Origin of the sequence: Micromonospora yangpuensis (genome assembly GCF_900091615.1) — a bacterium.
Lineage (GTDB): Bacteria > Actinomycetota > Actinomycetes > Mycobacteriales > Micromonosporaceae > Micromonospora > Micromonospora yangpuensis.
The window spans coordinates 4,352,899-4,371,325 of the sequence record NZ_FMIA01000002.1 but is presented as its reverse complement, the minus strand read 5'-3'; the positions used below and the strand labels follow the sequence as shown (position 1 = coordinate 4,371,325).

Below are 18,427 nucleotides of genomic sequence, written 5' to 3'. Positions count from 1 at the left end.
CGGCCGCTGTCCGGCCCGGCCGCTGTCCGGCCCGGCTTGCGCTGTCCGGCCCGGCTTGCGCTGTCCGGCCCGGCTTGCTCTCCGGCCCGGCTGCGCTGTCCGGCCCGGCTTGCTCTCCGGCCCGGCTGCGCTGTCCGGCCCGGCTTGCTCTCCGGCCCGGCTGCGCTGTCCGGCCCCGCCGCCGCCTGCCCGATCGGGCGCGACGGGGCCGCCGGGCCGGTAGTGGCCCGCCCGGGGTGCCGTACCGTCGGGTGATGTCCAGCCGACCCGCCGCCGGTGGCGGCCGATGGGTGCAGGTCGACCCGGCCCGCGTCGCCCGCTGGGTCGACGGCTTCGCCGACCGGCACGGCCCGCCGAGCACCACCGCGCTCTCGCACGGCCTGCTGCTCACCGCCGCCGACGGGGCCACCGCCGAGTTGTACGCCCCGCCCGGGGTGCGTCGTACCCCGGATCTGGTCGCCTTCGCGGCGGCGGCGACCGCGCCCCGCCGGATCGGCCTGTTGCTGGCCCGCAAGGGCGCGGTCGCGGTGGGCGTGGCGGCCGGCGAGGAGCTGATCATCTCCAAGGTCGACACGCGGTACGTGCAGGGGCGTACCGCCGCGGGCGGCTGGTCGCAGCAGCGGTTCGCCCGACGGCGGGACAATCAGGCCAAAGCCGCCTTGGCCGACGCCGCCGAGCTGGCCGTACGGCTGCTGCTGCCGGAGGTCGCCACCCTGACCACGCTGGTCTGCGGCGGGGACCGGCGGGCGGTGGACATCGTCCTGACCGACCGGCGGCTGGCCCCGCTGGCCGCACTGCGTGCCGAACGGCTGCTCGACGTACCCGAGCCCCGGCGGACCGTCCTGGTCGAGGCGATCACCGCAGCCCGCGCGGTACACATCCTCATCCGCGACCCCACCTGACACGAAGGAAGGGCCCCTTGTTAACGCCCCATGGTGAGAGGGGAACCCTTCTCTACCGAAAGCGTTAACAAGGGGCCCTTCCTTACCCCTCAGAGGGGGGTGGAGAAGGTGTCGCAGCGGGTGGGGTCGCCGGACTCGTAGCCCCGGGTGAACCAGTCCCGACGCTGGGCCGACGAGCCGTGGGTGAACTCCTCCGGGTTGACCGGGCGGTTGGCCCGCTCGGAGATGGCGTCGTCGCCGATCTTTTCGGCGGCGTCGATGGCCTGCCGGATGTCCTGCTCGGTGATGCTGGTGAAGATCTTCTGGCCGGTGTCGTCGGCCGTGCCGGTGGCGTTCTTCGCCCAGGCGCCGGCGTAGCAGTCGGCCTGCAGTTCCAGCCGGACCGACAGCTCGTTGGCGTTGCCCGGGTCGCGCTGCTGCTGGCGGCGTACCTGCTCGTTGGTGCCGAGCAGGTTCTGCACGTGGTGGCCGTACTCGTGGGCCAGCACGTAGGGCTGGGCGAACTCGCCGGCGGCACCGAGCTGCTCGGCGAGCACCTGGTAGAAGGTCAGGTCGATGTAGATCTGACTGTCGGCGGGGCAGTAGAACGGGCCGACGCCGGAGTCGGCCTGCCCGCAGGCGGTGCTGACCCCCTGGCTGAAGAAGACGGTCTTGGCCGGGCGGTACTGCTCACCGAGGGCCTGCGGCAGCGCGGTACGCCAGTACGCCTGGATCGAGTTGACGTAGAGGGTGTTGCGGCAGTCGAGCTGGGCCAGCGCGTCCTCACCCGAGCAGCGCTGCTCCAGGGCGGTGTTGTCGCCGGCCTCGCCGCCGCCGCTGAACGCGGAGTTCAGCCCGAAACCGCCGCCGACCAGGGCGACCACCACCGCGACGACGATGCCGATGATCCCTCCCCGGCCGCCGCCGATCGGGATGGGTATCCCGCTGATCCCGCCACCTCCGCCGGATCCTCGCCGGTCGTCCACCTGGCTGGTGTCGATGCGGGCGTTCTCGTTCAGCTCCATGTCGACCTCGATCAACGTCTGGGCGTGGGTGTGGTTGCGGTATCGGACCGGGTCCGCCACGTCGCTCCGGTACCCGATGATCTTGCCGGGTAATCCGGACGAAGCGCCGATCGACGCCCGGTACACTTGTCGGGTGCTGCTCTGCGAAGGCTGAACCGCCCCGCGCCGACGGGCCCCGCGCCCGCCGGCGCTTTCGCGTGCCCCGAGTCAGCCCTTCCGGACCCCGAGAGCGAGTTCCCCGAAATGATCACTGCCACCGGCCTGGAGTTGCGTGCCGGCGCCCGGATCCTGCTGTCCGACACCACCCTGCGGGTGCAGCCGGGGGACCGGATCGGCCTGGTCGGGCGCAACGGCGCCGGCAAGACCACCACCCTCAAGGTGCTCGCGGGGGAGGGGCAGCCCTACGCCGGGCAGCTCGACCGGCGCAGCGCCATCGGCTACCTGCCGCAGGATCCGCGTACCGGCGACCTGGAGGTGACCGGCCGCGACCGGGTGCTCTCCGCCCGGGGCCTGGACGTGCTGATGGCCCAGATGAACGAGCTGGAGCAGCGGCTCGCCGAGGACACCGACGAGAAGCTGGTCCGTCGGTACGGTGCCCTGGAGGACCAGTTCGCCGCCCTCGGCGGGTACGCCGCCGAGGCCGAGGCCGCCCGGATCTGCGCCAACCTCGGGCTGCCCGACCGGGCCCTCGCCCAGACCATCGGCACCCTCTCCGGCGGCCAGCGCCGTCGCATCGAGCTGGCCCGGATCCTGTTCCGCGACGCGGGCGAGAACGGCGGGGGCATCCTGCTGCTCGACGAGCCCACCAACCACCTCGACGCCGACTCGATCACCTGGCTGCGCGGCTTCCTCGCCAACCACAAGGGCGGGCTGATCGTGATCTCCCACGACGGCGACCTGCTGGAGTCGGTGGTCAACAAGGTCTGGTTCCTCGACGCCACCCGATCGGTGGTCGACGTCTACAACCTGGGCTGGAAGGCGTACCTGGAGGCGCGGGAGACCGACGAGCGCCGCCGCCGCCGGGAGCGGGCCAACGCCGAGAAGAAGGCCGGCGCGCTGATGGCCCAGGCCGACAAGATGCGGGCCAAGGCCACCAAGACCGTCGCCGCGCAGAACATGGCCCGCCGTGCCGAGAAGTTGATCTCCGGGTTGGAGGAGGTCCGGGTCTCCGACAAGGTGGCCAAGGTCCGCTTCCCGAACCCCGCGCCGTGCGGCAAGACGCCGCTGACCGCCAGCGGCCTGTCCAAGTCGTACGGCTCGTTGGAGATCTTCACCGACGTCAACGTGGCCGTGGACCGGGGCTCCCGGGTGGCCATTCTCGGCCTCAACGGCGCCGGCAAGACCACCCTGCTGCGGATGCTCGGCGGGCTGCTGGAGCCGGACACCGGTGAGGTGCACGCCGGGCACGGGCTGCGGCTGGGCTACTACGCCCAGGAGCACGAGACGCTGGACGTCTCGCGGACCGTGCTGGAGAACATGCGGGCCGCCGCGATCGAGCAGACCGACACCGAGCTGCGCAAGATCCTCGGTGCGTTCCTCTTCTCCGGCGAGGACGTCAACAAGCCGGCCGGGGTGCTCTCCGGCGGGGAGAAGACCCGGCTGGCGCTCTCCACCCTGGTCTGCTCCGGCGCGAACGTGCTGCTGCTCGACGAGCCGACGAACAACCTCGACCCGGTCAGCCGGGAGCAGGTGCTCGACGCCATCGCCCGGTACCCGGGGGCGATCGTGCTGGTCACCCACGACCCGGGCGCGGTCTCGGCGCTCAAGCCGGACCGGGCGATCCTGTTGCCCGACGGCGACGAGGACGCTTGGAGCGACGACCTGCTGGAGCTGGTGGAGCTGGCCTGAGTCGGGCCGCCGCCCGCCGGCCGGTGCGGACCGGAGCAGGGCTGTCGCCCGCCGGCCGGTGCGGCCCCCGGGCGACCTTGCGCTGACGGTCGGTGTCCGGTCCTGGACATTGCGTCGCGTCGGATGAGACCGGCCTCCGGTGGGAATCCGCAGCGTGCGCTTCCCGTCGGGCCGGCGGCGTCACTCTATCGGGTTCCTGACAATGCAGAGCGTGTCGGTTGGCGATGAGTTGATATCTGGCGCATGATCGTTCGAGACGGTCTAATAGGTGTTGACCGTATCCGAACCGCACAGTCTGGGACGTGAGGAATCAGCATGGCAGCCACTGGCACAGCCACCAGCACTGAGAAGGGTCGCCGGATCGTCGGAGCCGAGCGTCAGACGCTCGCCAAGGACCTGGTAAAGCGGTACACCTCGGGGGAGAGCATCCGTGCGCTCGCGGCCTCGACCGGCCGTTCGTACGGATTCATCCACCGGGTGCTCACCGAGTCCGGCGTGCAGTTGCGTCAGCGCGGCGGTGCCCGCCGTCGCAAGAAGGCGTGACCCACCCGGTCTCGCCCATCAACGCCGTCCCCAGGCTTCGCCGGTGACCGCCGGTTCGGACGGGGTACGGATCGACTGCGCCGGGCCGGTCGCGACGGTGACGTTGTGTCGGCCCGACGTGCTCAACGCCCAGACGCCGGCGATGTGGCGCGCGCTCGTCGACATCTCCCGGGAGCTGCCCGGTGACGTCCGGGTCGTCGTCGTACGCGGCGAGGGGCGGGCCTTCTCCGCCGGCCTCGACCTGGCAGTCGCCGGTGCCACCGGGCCGGGCTCGTTCGCCGAGCTGGCCACCCTGCCCGAGGCCGAGTGCGCGCAGCGGATAGCCGAGTTCCAGGCCGCGTTCACCTGGCTGCACCGGCCCGACATCGTCTCGGTCGCCGCCGTCCAGGGGCACGCCATCGGTGCCGGCTTCCAGCTCGCCCTCGCCTGCGACCTGCGGGTGCTCGCCGAGGACGCCCGGCTCGCCATGGCCGAGGTCACCCTCGGGCTGGTCCCCGACCTCGCCGGCACCAAGCGCCTGGTCGACCTGGTCGGCTACTCCCGGGCCCTGGAGATCTGCGCGACCGGTCGACGGATGGACGCCGCCGAGGCGGACCGGATCGGCCTGGCCACCCTCGTCGTGCCCACCGCCGAGCTGACCGACGCGGTCCGGGACCTCACCGCCGGCCTGCTCGCCCACGACCGCGACGCGGTGGTCGAGATCAAGGCCCTGCTGGCGGGCGCGGTCAACCGCAACGCCGCCGACCAGCAGCGGGCCGAGCGGGAGGCGCAGACCCGTCGGCTGCGTGACCTGGCCGGACGCGGGGAATAGCCGAGCCGGACGTGCCCGGGCACGGGCCGGGTCGCCCCGACTGGCGGCCGTTTCGGTCGTGCCGGATAGTAAGGACCGCTCGGGAAGAGCCAGGTTACCGCCGAGGTTGTCGTACACGTCGGGAGAATGGACCTGGCGGCCCGACGACCCGGAGGTGATACGTGGCGAACCCGATGCCCGGCGGCGGCATGGGCGGATGGAGCATGCTCCGGTCGATGCGCGACCGGGACCAGGTCACCGCCCACCGACTGAGCAACGGCACCGCCCGGCGCATCGTGGCGTTCGCCCGGCCCTACCGCCGCGACATCGTGGTCTTCCTGGTCACGGTGGTGCTCGCCGCGATCATCGGGGTGGCCACGCCGGTCCTCGCCGGCGACGTGATCAACACGATCAACCGGGGCGGCACCGACGCCGGGGCGGCGGTGGTCCGCCTCGCGCTGTTCATCGCCGGGCTCGCCGTCCTCGACGCACTGCTCTCGCTGGCCCAACGGTGGTACTCCGCCCGCATCGGCGAGGGGATCATCCTCGACCTGCGGACCCGGGTCTACGACCACGTGCAGCGGATGCCGCTGCAGTTCTTCAACCGGACCCAGACCGGTGCGCTGGTCAGCCGGCTCAACAACGACGTGATGGGTGCCCAACGGGCCTTCACCTCGACCCTGTCCGGGGTGGTCAGCAACGTCATCCAGCTGGTGCTCACCGCCGCGGTGATGTTCACCCTCTCCTGGCAGATCACCGTGCTCTCGCTGGTGCTGCTGCCGATCTTCATCGTGCCGGCCCGGCGGGTGGGCAAGCGGCTGGCCGAGATCACCCGGGAGTCGTACAACCTCGACGCCAAGATGAACGCGACGATGACCGAGCGGTTCGGCGTGGCCGGCGCGCTGCTGGTCAAGCTCTTCGGTACCCCCGACGAGGAGGCCCGCCGGTTCGCCGGGCGGGCCGAACGGGTCCGCGACATCGGCATCCAGTCCGCCATGTACTCCCGGACCTTCTTCGTCGCGATGCTGCTGGTCGCCTCGCTGGCCCAGGCGCTCACCTACGGTCTCGGCGGCTGGCTCGCGGTCACCGGCAGCGTCAGCGCCGGCACCGTGGTGACGCTGGCCCTGCTGCTCACCCGCCTGTACGGCCCGCTCACCGCGTTGTCGAACGTCCGGGTCGACGTGATGAGCGCCCTGGTCTCCTTCGACCGGGTCTTCGAGGTGCTCGACCTGCGGCCGGGCATCGAGGAGAAGCCGGGTGCGGTGGCGGTGCCGCCGGGCAACGGCCGGGTCGAGTTCCGCGACGTCCGGTTCCGGTACCCGAGCGCCGCCGAAGTCTCCCTGGCCTCCCTCGAAGAGGTCACCACGCTGGACCGGACCATCAACGAGCCGGTGCTCAAGGGGGTCTCGTTCAGCGTCGAGCCGGGTCAGATGGTGGCCCTGGTCGGGCCCTCGGGTGCCGGCAAGTCCACCCTGTCCATGCTGGTCTCCCGGATCTACGACGTCACCGACGGCCAGGTGCTCGTCGGTGGGGTGGACGTCCGCGACGCCTCCCTCGCCTCGCTGCGGGACGAGATCGGGGTGGTGACCCAGGACTCGCACCTCTTCCACGAGACGATCGCGGAGAACCTGCGCTACGCCAAACCCGACGCCACCGACGACGAGATCTGGGCGGCGCTTGCCGGCGCCCAGGTCGCCGATCTGGTCCGGACGCTGCCCGACGGCCTGCAGACCACGGTCGGGGAGCGCGGCTACCGCTTCTCCGGCGGGGAGAAGCAGCGCATCGCCATCGCCCGGTTGCTGCTCAAGGCCCCGTCGATCGTGATCCTCGACGAGGCGACCGCACACCTGGACTCCGAGAGCGAGGCGGCGGTGCAGCGGGCCCTGTCGGTGGCGTTGACCGGGCGTACCGCGCTGGTGATCGCGCACCGGCTCTCCACCGTCCGCGACGCCGACCAGATCCTCGTCCTCGACGGCGGACGCATCGTCGAGCGGGGCCGGCACGAGGAGCTGGTGGCCGTCGGCGGGCTCTACGCCGAGCTGTACCGGACCCAGTTCGCGGTCGCCGACTCGCCCAGCCCGTACGCCGACGCCACCGGCCCCGAGCCGGTGATCACCACCGTGCCGACGAGCCAGTACCTCGCCGAGGAGGCGCTGCCGCCAGCCGCGGCGAACTGACCAGCAGGAGCAGCCCGGCCGCCCAGCGGCGGACCGGTCACTCCGCCGCCCGGTGGCGAACTGGCCACTCCGCCGCCCGGCGGCCACCCGGTCACTCCGCCGCCCGGCGGCCACCCGGTCACTCCGCCGCCCGGCGGCGGACCGGTCACCGGGATGCCGTCGCCGCCCGCAACTCGGCGAAGGCGGCACCCAGGGTCTCGGCGGTGAAGTGCGCGTTCAGGCCGCTCGGGTTGGGCAGCACCCACAGCTTGGCCGGGCCCAGCGTCTCCGGTTGCGGTCCGTAGGTGGCCTTCGGCCGGCCGAACCCGGTCCGGTACGCGGTCACCCCGACCACCGCCACCCAGCGGGGCCGGTACCGCTCGACGGTATCGGTCAGGATCTCCGCGCCGGCGACGAGTTCGGCGGCGGTCAGCTCGTCGGCGCGGGCACTGGCCCGGGCCACCATGTTCGTGATGCCCAGGCCGTAGCCGGGCAGGTCGTCCTGCTCGTGCGGGGCAAGCTGGTACGGGGTGAAGCCACCCCGGTGCAGGGCGGGCCAGAACCGGTTGCCTGGCCGGGCGAAGTGCCGGCCGGTGGCGGCCGACCACAGCCCCGGATTGATCCCCACGAAGAGCACGTTCAGGCCGGGCGCGACGACGTCCGGGATGGTCCGGTCGGCCGCCGCCGCCAACTCCTCCCGGCTCGGCGTGGGCGATCCCGCGCGTGCCCGGCGCGGTGCGGGAGGCGCCGGCCGCACGGTAGGCGACGACTGCGCAGTGCCCGACCGTCGACCGGGGGAGGGAGTCCGGTCAGGTAGCTCGGCCATGTGGTGATCCTGCCGTACCCGGTGACCGGGGTCGCGGTCGAGGTCACCGCGAACGGCTGGCGGCCCGCAGCAGGCGTACCCGACCGGCGACCTGGAGCGCGACGGCACCGCCGGCCCGGCCCACCGCCGGCAGCCGCCGCGTACGCGGGGGTCGTTGCCCGTCGTAGCCGACGGTGGCCTCCCGGACGGCCAACTCGTCGGCGCCCAACGGGGGCAGGGCGTCCCGTTGGAGCAGGTGCCGGGCGAGGTCCCAGCCGTCGCGCAGCGAACCGTTGCCGGGGCGGCCGGCGGCCCACCCGGTGAAGGTGCCCGGCCAGGCCGGACCGAGGCCGGCGGCGAGCAGGGGCCAGTGTCGGGCCACCTCCCCGGCCCGCTTGCGTAGCAGGGCGGCGCGGGCGGCGGCCAGCGGCTCCGGCGCGAAGCCCGGCGGGGCCGGTCGACCCGCGACCAGGGCGGCGACCAGCGCGGCCTGCCGGACCGCGAGGTCACCGGCACCGTCGGGGGTGCTCGGCCCGTCGGCGGCCCGCGCCGCGCCGGTCCCCTCCGGCGTACTCACATCGCCACCGGCCGGCCCGGTACGCCCGTCGCCGGCCGGCCCGGTGTGCCCGTCGCCGGATGACCTGGTGTGCTCGCCGCCGGATGGCCCGGTGCGCCCGCCGCCGGATGGCCGAGTTCAGCTCCGCCACTCGGCAGGCAAAAGGGGTTCCCTTCTATACCGAAAGCGTTAACAGGGGGCCCTTCCTTACCGGTGGGGGTTACGGGCGGGTGGCCGGAGGCGGTGGCGATGGCGTCCAGTTCGGCGCGTAGCTCGGCGGCCGGCGGGTAGTGGCCGTCCCGTTCCAACAGCAGCGCCGGGGGACGCCGGCGCGCGCAGAGCGCAACGACCAGGTCGAGTACGGGCCGGGGCAGCGAATCGGTGTGCGTGTCGTGGTAGAAACCGCCCGCCTCGGCGCCGCCCGCGACGTGCACGTAGGCGACGCGTTCCAACGGCAGCCGGTCGAGCAGGGCGACCGGGTCGGTGCCCCGGTTGCGTGCGTTGGCGTACACGTTGGCGAGGTCGAGCAGGAGCTGCGCGCCGGTCCGGTCGAGGATCTCGGTCAGGAAGTCCGCCTCGTCCAGTTCGTCGTCCGGCCAGTCGAACAGCGCCGCGATCGGTTCCAGGGCGAGCGGGACCGGCAGGTCGGCCTGGGCCCGCCGCACGTTGGCCACGGTGACGGCCACCGCCTCCCGGCTGCGCGGCAACGGCAGCAGGTGCCCGGCCTCCAGGCCGCCGGCCCGGACGAACGCGATGTGTTCGCTGACCAGCGGGGCCCCGGTCAGCTCCGCGACCCGGGCCAGGTGTGCCACCCGGGCCGCCTCGACCGGTTCCGCGCCGCCGAGGGAGAGTCGCACCCCGTGCGGTACGACGGTGACACCCCGCCCACGCAGCTCGGCCAGGGCGGCGGGAAGCGGCCCGGTCGACGGGATCGACTCGGCGGCCACCTCGACGAAACGCAGTCCGGGCAGGTCGGCGACGAAGCCGGCGATCTCCGGCCGCCAGCCGATGCCCACCCCGGCCGGTCCGGTCACCCGCCACACCCCCCGCCGCCGCAGCTGGAACCACCACCGCAACTGGAGCCACCGCCGCTGTCGCCGGAGGAACCACCGCTGTCCCCGGAGGAGCCACTGCCGCAGCCGCCGGTGGAGCCACCACCCGTGGCCGTCTGCCGCTGGATGTCGGCCTGCTCGGCGAAGGTGGGGTCGGCGGCCCAGATCGAGGCGGTGCCGAACAGGGCGATCCCCATCGCGGCCCCGGTGGCGCCGTAGGTGGCGTACGCCGGATTGTTGGTGGGGGCGAGATGGACGTGTTGCTGGCGATGGGCGCGCAGCGCGGCCGTCGCGGCCCTGGTCCGCCGGGGCGCCCGGGTCAGCAGCAGGGCGGTCACCCCGATGACCGCCATGCCGAGCAGGAGGAAGCCGACCGGCCGGTCGTTGGCCAGGCCGGCGAGGACCCGGACCAGGCCGACCAGGAGCAGCACGCCGAGCAGTACCGCGCCCCGACGCAGTCGACGACGCTGGGCCGGGGTGAGCAGCAGGCCCTGTCGCCGCAACCCCTCCCGCAGCGCGTCCAGCGCCTGACGCACCGCCGGGTCCTGGCGCAGCTGCCGGGCGGTCAACCGGCGGTACGCCGCGTGGTGCACCGCCACGTCCAGGCCGGTGGCACCGGCGGGCAGGCTGCCGGTGACCGCCAGCCGCCGGTCCGGCGTGACGCCGACCAGACCACTGCCGCGCAGCCCGCCGAGGGCGGCCCAGACGGCGAGTTGTTCGCCGCCGTTGAGGTAGGCGACCGGCTGCGCGCCGAGCGGGCCGTACCTGGGCGATCCGGTGAGCAGACGGGCCCGGTCGACGAGCGACCAGCAGACGATGAGGACGGCCACCGTCAGATAGCTCCCGAGGAAGACCGGACCGGAGATGCCCCAGGTGTCGTCCGGGGCGGCGAGAACCAGCATGTGTCGGCTCCTGTGGTCACACGTGGCAGGGGTGCGCCCATTGTGGGCCAGCCCCGCCACCCACGGTCCCGCCGGTCGGTGCCGGCGGACCGGAGGTCGGTGCGGCTGGCCCGGGACCGGGGTCAGTGGCGGCGGACCGCCTCCTCGACCAGGTCGAGCACCCGGGCCAGGTCGCCGGCGGGCCGCCCCATGGCCAGGTGCAGCACCAGGCCGTCGTAGGCCAACTCCAGGAACTGGGCGAGGACGTCGATCGGGATGTCCTCGCGCAGCACGCCGGCCTCCCGCTGGCGGGTCAGCCGGTCCCGGGTCGCCTCGGCGATCGCCGCCGACCGCTCGGCCCACCGGCGGGCGAAGGCCGGATCGGTACGCAGCCGGCGGGAGACCTCCAGCTGACTGCCCAACCAGCCGGTGGTGTCCGGGGAGACCGCACGGGCCAGCAGGTCGCGCATCACCTGGACCAGACCGTTGCGCGCCACCGTCTCCACCATGGCCACCGCGTCGTCCTCGGCGACGGCCAGGAAGAGGGAGTCCTTGTCCCGGAAGTGGTGGAAGATCGCCCCCCGGGACAGGCCGGTGGCCTCCTCCAGCCGCCGGACGGTGGCCCCCTCGTACCCGTGTCGGGCGAAACAGTCCCGCGCCGCGGCGAGGATCTCCTGTCGTCGGGCGTCAAGCTGGTCCTGACTTACTCTGGGCACCTGACGATCGTGTCAGGTGCGGTGGACCGGTGCAAACCGTACGTACGGCTTGGTGCGTTGGGGTGACCGGGGTGGTACGCGGCGGTACCGCAGCGCCACGGTGGGCCAACCGGCCCTGTCCATGACACAGCGTGGTCCCGTACCCTTCGGCGGGTGCCGCTGCTCCTGCTGGACCTGGACAACACCCTGCTCGATCGGGCCGGGTCGTTCCGTACCTGGGGACAGCGTTTCCTGGACGCCGTCGGTGCCCCGCCCGGCGACATCGACTGGCTGGTCGCCATCGACGCGGACGGGCTGACCGACCGGTGGGACGTCGCGGACGCCATCCGGGACCGCTACGGCCTGCTCATTCCCTCCATCGACCTGGTCGAGGAGCTGCACGACGGGGCGCTGTCGTACACCCGGCTCGACCCGCTGGTGGCGTGCGCGCTGCGGATCGCCGACAACGCCGGTTGGCTGCCGGTGGTGGTCAGCAACGGCGTGGTACGCCAGCAGGAGGCCCTGATCCGGCGCACCGGGCTGGACCGGTACGTGGCCGACTGGGTGATCTCCGAGGAGGCCGGGGTGAGCAAGCCCAACCCGAGGATCTTCGCGCTCGCCGCCCAACGCGTCCGGATGCCGCTGCGGGGAGCCTGGGTGATCGGTGACGGTCCGGAGGCGGACATCGGCGGAGCCACCTCGGTCGGGCTGCCCAGCGTCTGGCTGCACCGGGGGCGTACCTGGTCGGACTCCCGGTTCGCACCCACCCACGTCGTCGACGGCCTGATCGCCGCCGTCGCGGTCGTGCTCGGCAGCTGACCGCCGGGCGGCCGGCCGCAGGTGCCGGAGCGCGCAACCGACCGGTCGGTGGATAAATCGGTTGACCGTCCGCTCCGGCGGCGGTGAGGATGGTCGGCGCGCGTGTGGCACGTGCCCGGGTGACGCCCGGTCGAGTGGAGAGGAGGTCGGTCATGGCTGTTTTCGCAGGCTCTTCCCGTCCGTCCCCACCAGCCTCGATCAAGGGATCACCAGACAAGTGCGTGAACATGACCTACCGGCGCAGCCGCGCCGTGCCCGCGGCCGGAGCCGCTTCGACGACGACGAGCCCTACCTCCTGAAGCGCGGTCGACCGGCCCCACCGGTCACCGCCGACCCCGGCGACGAGCCCGATCCCCAGACCGGCGACCGGTGGTCGTCCTGGGACACCGCCGTGCACGGCCCCGAGCCGTACCCCGACTGGGTGGTCACCGAGTCGGCCGCCCGGGACACCGAACTCGGGGTACTCAAGACCGGCAAGGAAGCCGACGTGCACCTGCTCCGCCGGGCGGTGCCGGGGACCGACCGGTCCTGCCTGCTGGCGGTGAAGCGCTACCGGGACGCCAACCACCGGCTCTTCCACCGCGACGCCGGCTATCTCGAAGGCCGTCGGGTCCGCCGGTCCCGGGAGAACCGGGCGATGGCCGGGCGGACCGACTTCGGCCGGCAGTTGATAGCGGGGCAGTGGGCCGCCGCCGAGTTCGACGCGCTCGGTCGGCTCTGGCGGATCGGCGCGGAGTTCGGCACGATCGCCGTCCCGTACCCGGTGCAGGTGCTCGGCACCGAGTTGATGCTGGAGTTCCTCGGTGACGCCGAGCAGGGCCACGCCGCGCCGCGACTGGCCCAGCTGCGTCCCGGGCCGGTGGAGCTGCGGGCGCTCTGGCAGCAGCTGGTGGACGCCCTGGTGGTGCTGGCGCGGGTCGGGTACGCCCACGGCGACCTCTCCCCGTACAACCTGCTCGTGCACGACGGACGACTGGTCATGATCGATCTGCCGCAGGTGGTCGACGTGGTGGCCAACCCGCAGGGCCCGGAGTTCCTGGCCCGCGACGTCCGGGTGGTCGCCGCCTGGTTCACCGCCCGGGGACTGCCCGGCGGCACCGCCGATCCGGCCGCCCTGACCGAGCTGCTGCTGAGGGAGGCCGGCATCCGCTGAGCGCGGGTGGCCGGCATCCGTTGGGCGCGGGTGGCCCGGAAACCGATCTTCGGGTCCGGGCCACCCGGCGCCCACCGGCGGACGCGGCAGCGCCGAGCCGGCGGACGTCACTGCAGGTAGCGTTCGACCTCCGAGACCGGCCGGGCACCCTGCGCCTCCGGGTCGCCGTGGGCCTGCCGGGCGGCCCGGCGTCGGCGCAGCAGATCCCAGCACTGGTCCAGGGACTCCTCCAACTCCCGTAGCCGGTCCTGCTCGTCCGCGGTGCCCGCCTCGTTGACCTGCGCGGTGGACCGGAGCCGGTGTTCCTCGTCGACCAGCTCCGAGATGCGCCTCAAGATGTTCCTGTCGTCCATGCCCCTGAGCGTGGCACAGCACACCGGCCACTGTCGCCCGGACCGGATAGGCCGCCCGTCCGGCGTACCGTCGCCCGTGCACCCGTCCGAAACCCGGAACGGGTACCGTCCACCGGTCGGGCGGCTGCGGGGGTCGGGGCCGGGAACCCCGAAGGTCGGCCATCGCCGATCCCGCTCGCCGGGACCGGGCGGACCGGTGTCTCGGCCGGCGGTCCATAATGGAGTACGGCATGGGTGCGGTCCGTCCGCACCGAACTGGTGGCCGGTGGACGCTCCGGTCCGCCGGGAAGGCCGCACCGCCGACCGATGGCGCGTTGAGCCGACCGCGGGGCGGGTGCGACCGCCCTGGGTACGTGGGGAAGCCCGAGACGAGCACGGCGACACCAGCCGGGGAGAAGAGGACGACGAGTGGTGCAGAAGACGGCTCCGAGCGCAGACCTGACGTGGCTGCTGGACGACCTGGTCAGTCGGGTGAAGCAGGCTGAGCATGCGGTCGCGCTCTCCACCGACGGGCTGCTGATGGCATCCTCGCAGGGGTTGAGCCGCGACGACGGCGAGCACCTCGCGGCGATGGCCGCCGGGATCCAGAGCCTGGCCCGGGGGGCCGGCAAGCGCTTCGGTGGCGGCCACGTACAGCAGACGATCATCGAGATGCAGTCCTCGTTCCTCTTCGTCACGGCGGCCGGGCGCAACGCGTGCCTGGCGGTGCTCGCCGGTGAGGAGGCCGACGTCGGTCTGATCGCGTACGAGATGGCGATGCTGGTGACCCGGGTCGGCAAGTACGTCAACTCACCGGCCCGGGGCCTCGACCTGCCCGCCGACGGGCGGTAGTCCACGGTGGCCGTTGCGGACGGATCGTGGGACGACCGGTGGGTCGACGAGCAGGCGGGGCCGGTGGTGCGCCCGTACGCGGTCACCCGGGGTCGGGGCCGCCCGGTCACCGGCACCTTCGATCTGATCTCGCTGGTGATGACCACTCCCGCCGCCCCGCCCGCCCCGGCAGGGCTGGGGCCGGAGCACCTGGCGATCATCGAGCTCTGCCGGCGGGTGTGCTCGGTCGCCGAGATCGCCGCCCAGTTCGACCTGCCGGTGGGGGCGGTCCGGGTCCTCCTCGGTGACCTGGTCGCCCGTGGCCTGGTCCAGGTCCGGGAGCCACTCATCCCCGCCGACCTTCCTGACGACAGCATCCTCGAGGCGGTTCTCCATGGACTACGGGCACTCTGACCCGGCCGCGGACGCGGCACCCCTGCTACCCACCGCGATCAAGATCCTGATAGCCGGGGGCTTCGGGGTGGGCAAGACGACGATGGTCGGCGCGGTCAGCGAGACCAAACCGCTGCGTACCGAGGAGGTGTTGACCGCCAGCGGCGTCGCGGTCGACGACCTCTCCGGGGTGGAGGACAAGTCCACCACCACCGTGGCGATGGACTTCGGTCGGATCACCATCAGCGACGACCTGGTGCTCTACCTGTTCGGTACGCCGGGGCAGGACCGGTTCTGGTTCGTCTGGGACGAGCTGGCGCTCGGGGCGATCGGTGCGGTGGTGCTGGCCGACACCCGCCGGCTCTCCGACTGTTTCCCCTCGGTCGACTACTTCGAGCGCCGGGGCACCCCGTTCGTGGTGGCGGTCAACTGCTTCGAGGGGGCCCGGCGTTACCAGCTCGACGAGGTGCAGGCCGCCCTCAACCTGGATCCGGGCGTCCCGGTGCTGCTCTGTGACGCCCGCCAGCGGGAGTCCGGCAAGCAGGTGCTGATCACGTTGATGGAACACGCCATGAAGCTGCGGGAGAGCCGGGCGGGCTGAGCGGGACAAAAAACCAGCAGGGCCCCTCGCGAACGAGGGGCCCTGCTGGCGTACCGGGGGGTCAGCGGGTCAGCTGGCGATCATCCGGCGCAGCACGTACTGCAGGATGCCGCCGTGGCGGTAGTAGTCCGCCTCGCCCGGGGTGTCGATCCGGACCACCGCGTCGAACTCCACGCCGGTGTCGGTGGTGACCCGCACCGTACGCGGGGTGTCGCCGTCGTTCAGCGCGGTCACACCGGTGATGGAGAACGTCTCGGCGCCGGTGAGGCCGAGCGACTCGGCGGTGGTGTCCACCGGGAACTGCAGCGGCAGCACGCCCATGCCGATCAGGTTGGAGCGGTGGATCCGCTCGTACGACTCGGCGATGACCGCCCGGACGCCGAGCAGCATGGTGCCCTTGGCCGCCCAGTCCCGCGAGGAGCCGGAACCGTACTCCTTGCCGGCCAGGATGACCAGCGGGACGCCCGCCTCCTGGTAGGCGGTGGAGGCGTCGTAGATGGTGCTCTGCTCGCCGGTCAGGTGGTTGACCGTGAAGCCGCCCTCGGGCAGCGCGGCGTCGGCCCCGGGGACCCGCAGCTGGTTGCGCAGCCGGATGTTGGCGAAGGTGCCCCGGATCATCACCTCGTGGTTACCCCGGCGGGAGCCGTACGAGTTGAACTCGTGGCGCGGCACCCCGTGCTCGGCGAGGTACCTGCCGGCCGGGGAGTCGGCCTTGATCGAGCCGGCCGGCGAGATGTGGTCGGTGGTCACCGAGTCGCCCAGCTTGGCCAGCACCCGGGCGTCGCTGATGTCCACCACCGGCGTCGGCTCCTGCGCCATGCCCTCGAAGTACGGGGGCTTGCGCACGTACGTCGAGTCGTCGGCCCAGGCGAAGGTGTCGCCGGTCGGCGTGGGCAGCGACTGCCACCGCTGGTCACCGGCGAAGACGTCCTCGTAGGCGGCGCTGAAACCGGTGGCGCCGATCGCCTGGGCGATGACCTCCTGGATCTCGGCGCTGTTCGGCCAGATGTCGCGCAGGAAGACCGGCTCGCCCTTGCTGTCGGAGCCGAGCGGCTCGTTGGCCAGGTCGATGTCCATGGTGCCGGCCAGCGCGTACGCCACCACCAACGGCGGGGAGGCCAGGTAGTTCATCTTGACGTCCGGGTTGATCCGGCCCTCGAAGTTCCGGTTGCCCGACAGCACCGACACCACGGCGAGGTCGGCCTCGTTGACTGCGGCGGAGACCTCCTCCGGCAGCGGACCGGAGTTGCCGATGCAGGTGGTGCAGCCGTACCCGACCAGGTGGAAGCCGAGCTTGTCCAGGTAGGGGGTCAGCCCGGCGCGCTCGTAGTAGTCCATGACGACCTTCGAGCCCGGGGCGAGGGTGGTCTTCACCCACGGCTTGCGGGCCAGGCCCCGGTCGACGGCGTTGCGGGCCAGCAGCGCCGCGCCGATCATCACCTGCGGGTTGGAGGTGTTGGTGCAGGAGGTGATCGCGGCGATCACCACCGCGCCGTGGTCCAGCTCGTACTCCACCCCGTCGTCGCCGGTGACCCGGATCGGGTTGCTGGCCCGGCCGCCGGAGCCGACGGCGGCGGTGGTCAGCTCGCGCGGGGCGTCGGCCGGGTCACTCACCCCGTTGGCCGGGGCGTCGCTGGCCGGGAAGGACTCGGCGCTGGCCTCGTCGGCCGGGCCGGCGGTGCCGAACGGCTTCTGCTGTTGCGGCACGCCCGGCTTGCGGCTCGGGTCGCCACCGGTCTCGTCGGCCGCGACGTAGTCGGACAGGGCCGCGCGGAACAGGGTCTTGGCGCTGCCCAGCGGCACCCGGTCCTGCGGGCGCTTCGGGCCGGCCAGGGACGGCTCGATGGTGCCCAGGTCCAGCTCCAGGCGCTCGGAGTACGCCGGCTCGGCGGCCGGGTCGTGCCACAGCCCCTGCTCCTTGGCGTACGCCTCGACCAGCGCCACCTGCTGCGGGTCGCGGCCGGTCAGCTCCAGGTAGCGCACGGTCTCGGCGTCGATCGGGAAGATGGCGACGGTGGAGCCGTACTCCGGGGACATGTTGCCGATGGTGGCCCGGTTGGCCAGCGGCACCGCGCTGACCCCGGGGCCGTAGAACTCGACGAACTTGCCGACCACACCGTGCTTGCGCAGCATCTCGGTGATGGTCAGGACCAGGTCGGTGGCGGTGGTGCCGGCCGGCATCTCGCCGTGCAGCTTGAACCCGACGACCCGGGGGATCAGCATGCTGACCGGCTGGCCGAGCATCGCGGCCTCGGCCTCGATGCCGCCCACGCCCCAGCCCAGCACGCCGAGGCCGTTGACCATGGTGGTGTGCGAGTCGGTGCCGACGACCGTGTCCGGGTACGCCTGACCGCCGCGCTCCATGATCGTACGGGCCAGGTACTCGATGTTGACCTGGTGCACGATGCCGGTGCCGGGCGGGACCACCTTGAACTCGTTGAACGCGGTCTGGCCCCAGCGCAGGAACTGGTAGCGCTCCTTGTTGCGCTCGTACTCCAGCTCGACGTTGCGCTCGAAGGCGTCCTCGCGGCCGAACAGGTCGGCGATGACCGAGTGGTCGATGACCAGCTCGGCGGGGGCGAGCGGGTTCACCTTGGTGGCGTCGCCGCCCAGGTCACGCACCGCCTCGCGCATGGTGGCCAGGTCGACCACGCAGGGTACGCCGGTGAAGTCCTGCATCAGCACCCGCGCCGGGGTGAACTGGATCTCCACGCTCGGGTCGGCGGTGGGGTCCCAGCCGCCGAGCTGCCGGATGTGGTCGGCGGTGATGTTCGCGCCGTCCTCGGTCCGCAGCAGGTTTTCCAGGAGGATCTTCAGGCTGTACGGCAGCCGGTCGTGACCGTCCACCTTGTCGACCTTGAAAATCTCGTAGCTCGCGTCTCCGACGCGTAGCTGGGTCTTCGCACCGAAGGTGTCGAGGCTCGCCACGTCGTACTCCTTCACACCAGCGACCGTGAGTAGTCCTAGGCAGTCTGTCGCACCGCCCGGGGCGACGCCCCGGTTAGGTGACACTTACCGCCGATTCCCGCTTCCAACAAAACCGTACGTCCGTCTTGTTAAGGACGC

General features: G+C 72.5%; 17 protein-coding genes and 1 pseudogene. 10 read left to right on the top strand and 8 right to left on the bottom strand.

Going from position 1 to position 18,427, the window contains the following annotated elements:
- The first annotated feature begins 254 nt into the window (after positions 1 to 254).
- The gene (locus tag GA0070617_RS19715) at positions 255 to 902 is read left to right on the top strand and encodes an acVLRF1 family peptidyl-tRNA hydrolase (RefSeq protein ID WP_091440691.1); all 648 of its coding nucleotides are present in this window, start codon (positions 255 to 257) and stop codon (positions 900 to 902) included.
- An 89-nt stretch (positions 903 to 991) separates the two neighbouring features.
- Here the strand turns inward: GA0070617_RS19715 and ypfJ are convergent, their stop codons facing one another.
- The gene (ypfJ, locus tag GA0070617_RS19710) at positions 992 to 1,906 is read right to left on the bottom strand and encodes a KPN_02809 family neutral zinc metallopeptidase (protein ID WP_091446701.1); all 915 of its coding nucleotides are present in this window, start codon (positions 1,904 to 1,906) and stop codon (positions 992 to 994) included.
- A 243-nt stretch (positions 1,907 to 2,149) separates the two neighbouring features.
- Between ypfJ and GA0070617_RS19705 the strand changes: the two genes are divergently transcribed.
- From GA0070617_RS19705 to GA0070617_RS19690, 4 genes are all read left to right on the top strand, one after another.
- Positions 2,150 to 3,754: an ABC-F family ATP-binding cassette domain-containing protein gene (locus GA0070617_RS19705; protein WP_091440688.1), complete on the top strand. Its 1,605-nt coding sequence runs from the start codon at positions 2,150 to 2,152 to the stop codon at positions 3,752 to 3,754.
- Positions 3,755 to 4,069: 315 nt separating this feature from the next.
- Complete coding sequence (locus tag GA0070617_RS19700; RefSeq protein WP_007462679.1) at positions 4,070 to 4,297, top strand: helix-turn-helix domain-containing protein; 228 nt, start codon at positions 4,070 to 4,072, stop codon at positions 4,295 to 4,297.
- A gap of 43 nt (positions 4,298 to 4,340) precedes the next feature.
- A complete protein-coding gene (locus GA0070617_RS19695; RefSeq protein ID WP_091440685.1) occupies positions 4,341 to 5,108 on the top strand; it encodes an enoyl-CoA hydratase/isomerase family protein in 768 nt (255 codons plus the stop codon).
- Positions 5,109 to 5,281: 173 nt separating this feature from the next.
- Positions 5,282 to 7,264 carry an ABC transporter ATP-binding protein gene (locus GA0070617_RS19690; protein WP_091446699.1) on the top strand — a complete coding sequence of 661 codons (1,983 nt, stop codon included), beginning with the start codon at positions 5,282 to 5,284 and terminating at the stop codon, positions 7,262 to 7,264.
- A 145-nt stretch (positions 7,265 to 7,409) separates the two neighbouring features.
- Here GA0070617_RS19690 and mug read toward each other — a convergent pair whose 3' ends face one another.
- The 5 genes and pseudogenes from mug to GA0070617_RS19665 form a co-directional block, all read right to left on the bottom strand.
- Positions 7,410 to 8,069: a G/U mismatch-specific DNA glycosylase gene (gene mug / locus GA0070617_RS19685; protein WP_091440682.1), complete on the bottom strand. Its 660-nt coding sequence runs from the start codon at positions 8,067 to 8,069 to the stop codon at positions 7,410 to 7,412.
- 43 nt (positions 8,070 to 8,112) lie between these two features.
- The gene (locus tag GA0070617_RS19680; RefSeq protein ID WP_373868312.1) at positions 8,113 to 8,625 is read right to left on the bottom strand and encodes an SCO6045 C-terminal-like domain-containing protein; all 513 of its coding nucleotides are present in this window, start codon (positions 8,623 to 8,625) and stop codon (positions 8,113 to 8,115) included.
- A 197-nt stretch (positions 8,626 to 8,822) separates the two neighbouring features.
- Positions 8,823 to 9,638: pseudogene (locus GA0070617_RS19675) on the bottom strand (MbnB/TglH/ChrH family RiPP precursor modification enzyme); the annotation flags it as partial.
- Positions 9,635 to 10,558, bottom strand: a complete 924-nt coding sequence (locus GA0070617_RS19670) for a TIGR04222 domain-containing membrane protein (protein WP_091440679.1) — start codon at positions 10,556 to 10,558, stop codon at positions 9,635 to 9,637. The pseudogene GA0070617_RS19675 and the gene GA0070617_RS19670, both read right to left, overlap by 4 nt.
- A gap of 122 nt (positions 10,559 to 10,680) precedes the next feature.
- Positions 10,681 to 11,253: a TetR/AcrR family transcriptional regulator gene (locus tag GA0070617_RS19665; protein WP_091440676.1), complete on the bottom strand. Its 573-nt coding sequence runs from the start codon at positions 11,251 to 11,253 to the stop codon at positions 10,681 to 10,683.
- Between the two features lie 153 nt (positions 11,254 to 11,406).
- Here GA0070617_RS19665 and GA0070617_RS19660 point away from each other — a divergent pair, with 153 nt between their 5' ends.
- Positions 11,407 to 12,051 carry an HAD family hydrolase gene (locus GA0070617_RS19660; RefSeq protein ID WP_091440672.1) on the top strand — a complete coding sequence of 215 codons (645 nt, stop codon included), beginning with the start codon at positions 11,407 to 11,409 and terminating at the stop codon, positions 12,049 to 12,051.
- A gap of 217 nt (positions 12,052 to 12,268) precedes the next feature.
- Positions 12,269 to 13,204 (top strand): serine protein kinase RIO, encoded by a 936-nt coding sequence (locus tag GA0070617_RS19655; RefSeq protein ID WP_091440669.1) that lies wholly within the window; start codon positions 12,269 to 12,271, stop codon positions 13,202 to 13,204.
- A 107-nt stretch (positions 13,205 to 13,311) separates the two neighbouring features.
- Here the strand turns inward: GA0070617_RS19655 and GA0070617_RS19650 are convergent, their stop codons facing one another.
- Positions 13,312 to 13,557, bottom strand: a complete 246-nt coding sequence (locus tag GA0070617_RS19650) for a DUF2630 family protein (RefSeq protein WP_091440665.1) — start codon at positions 13,555 to 13,557, stop codon at positions 13,312 to 13,314.
- Positions 13,558 to 13,965: 408 nt separating this feature from the next.
- Between GA0070617_RS19650 and GA0070617_RS19645 the strand changes: the two genes are divergently transcribed.
- The 3 genes from GA0070617_RS19645 to GA0070617_RS19635 are packed head-to-tail and all read left to right on the top strand — an operon-like array spanning position 13,966 to position 15,361.
- The gene (locus GA0070617_RS19645) at positions 13,966 to 14,388 is read left to right on the top strand and encodes a roadblock/LC7 domain-containing protein (protein ID WP_091440660.1); all 423 of its coding nucleotides are present in this window, start codon (positions 13,966 to 13,968) and stop codon (positions 14,386 to 14,388) included.
- Positions 14,389 to 14,394: 6 nt separating this feature from the next.
- Positions 14,395 to 14,781, top strand: coding sequence for a DUF742 domain-containing protein (locus GA0070617_RS19640; RefSeq protein ID WP_091440657.1), 387 nt, complete (start codon positions 14,395 to 14,397; stop codon positions 14,779 to 14,781).
- Positions 14,762 to 15,361 (top strand): GTP-binding protein, encoded by a 600-nt coding sequence (locus GA0070617_RS19635; protein WP_091440654.1) that lies wholly within the window; start codon positions 14,762 to 14,764, stop codon positions 15,359 to 15,361. The genes GA0070617_RS19640 and GA0070617_RS19635 overlap by 20 nt, the downstream gene beginning before the upstream one ends.
- Positions 15,362 to 15,430: 69 nt before the next feature.
- On the opposite strand, the gene GA0070617_RS19630 is transcribed toward GA0070617_RS19635, so the two are convergent.
- Complete coding sequence (locus GA0070617_RS19630) at positions 15,431 to 18,304, bottom strand: aconitate hydratase (RefSeq protein ID WP_091440650.1); 2,874 nt, start codon at positions 18,302 to 18,304, stop codon at positions 15,431 to 15,433.
- Positions 18,305 to 18,427 lie beyond the last annotated feature (123 nt).

Bases quoted from the DNA above. Each gene is read 5' to 3' on its own strand.
- mug (WP_091440682.1), bottom strand. From the start codon at position 8,069: ATGGCCGAGCTACCTGACCGGACTCCCTCCCCCGGTCGACGGTCGGGC.
- GA0070617_RS19690 (WP_091446699.1), top strand. From the start codon at position 5,282: ATGCCCGGCGGCGGCATGGGCGGATGGAGCATGCTCCGGTCGATGCGC.
- GA0070617_RS19715 (WP_091440691.1), top strand. From the start codon at position 255: ATGTCCAGCCGACCCGCCGCCGGTGGCGGCCGATGGGTGCAGGTCGAC.
- GA0070617_RS19705 (WP_091440688.1), top strand. From the start codon at position 2,150: ATGATCACTGCCACCGGCCTGGAGTTGCGTGCCGGCGCCCGGATCCTG.
- GA0070617_RS19635 (WP_091440654.1), top strand. From the start codon at position 14,762: ATGGACTACGGGCACTCTGACCCGGCCGCGGACGCGGCACCCCTGCTA.
- GA0070617_RS19650 (WP_091440665.1), bottom strand. From the start codon at position 13,557: ATGGACGACAGGAACATCTTGAGGCGCATCTCGGAGCTGGTCGACGAG.
- GA0070617_RS19700 (WP_007462679.1), top strand. From the start codon at position 4,070: ATGGCAGCCACTGGCACAGCCACCAGCACTGAGAAGGGTCGCCGGATC.
- ypfJ (WP_091446701.1), bottom strand. From the start codon at position 1,906: ATGGAGCTGAACGAGAACGCCCGCATCGACACCAGCCAGGTGGACGAC.
- GA0070617_RS19670 (WP_091440679.1), bottom strand. From the start codon at position 10,558: ATGCTGGTTCTCGCCGCCCCGGACGACACCTGGGGCATCTCCGGTCCG.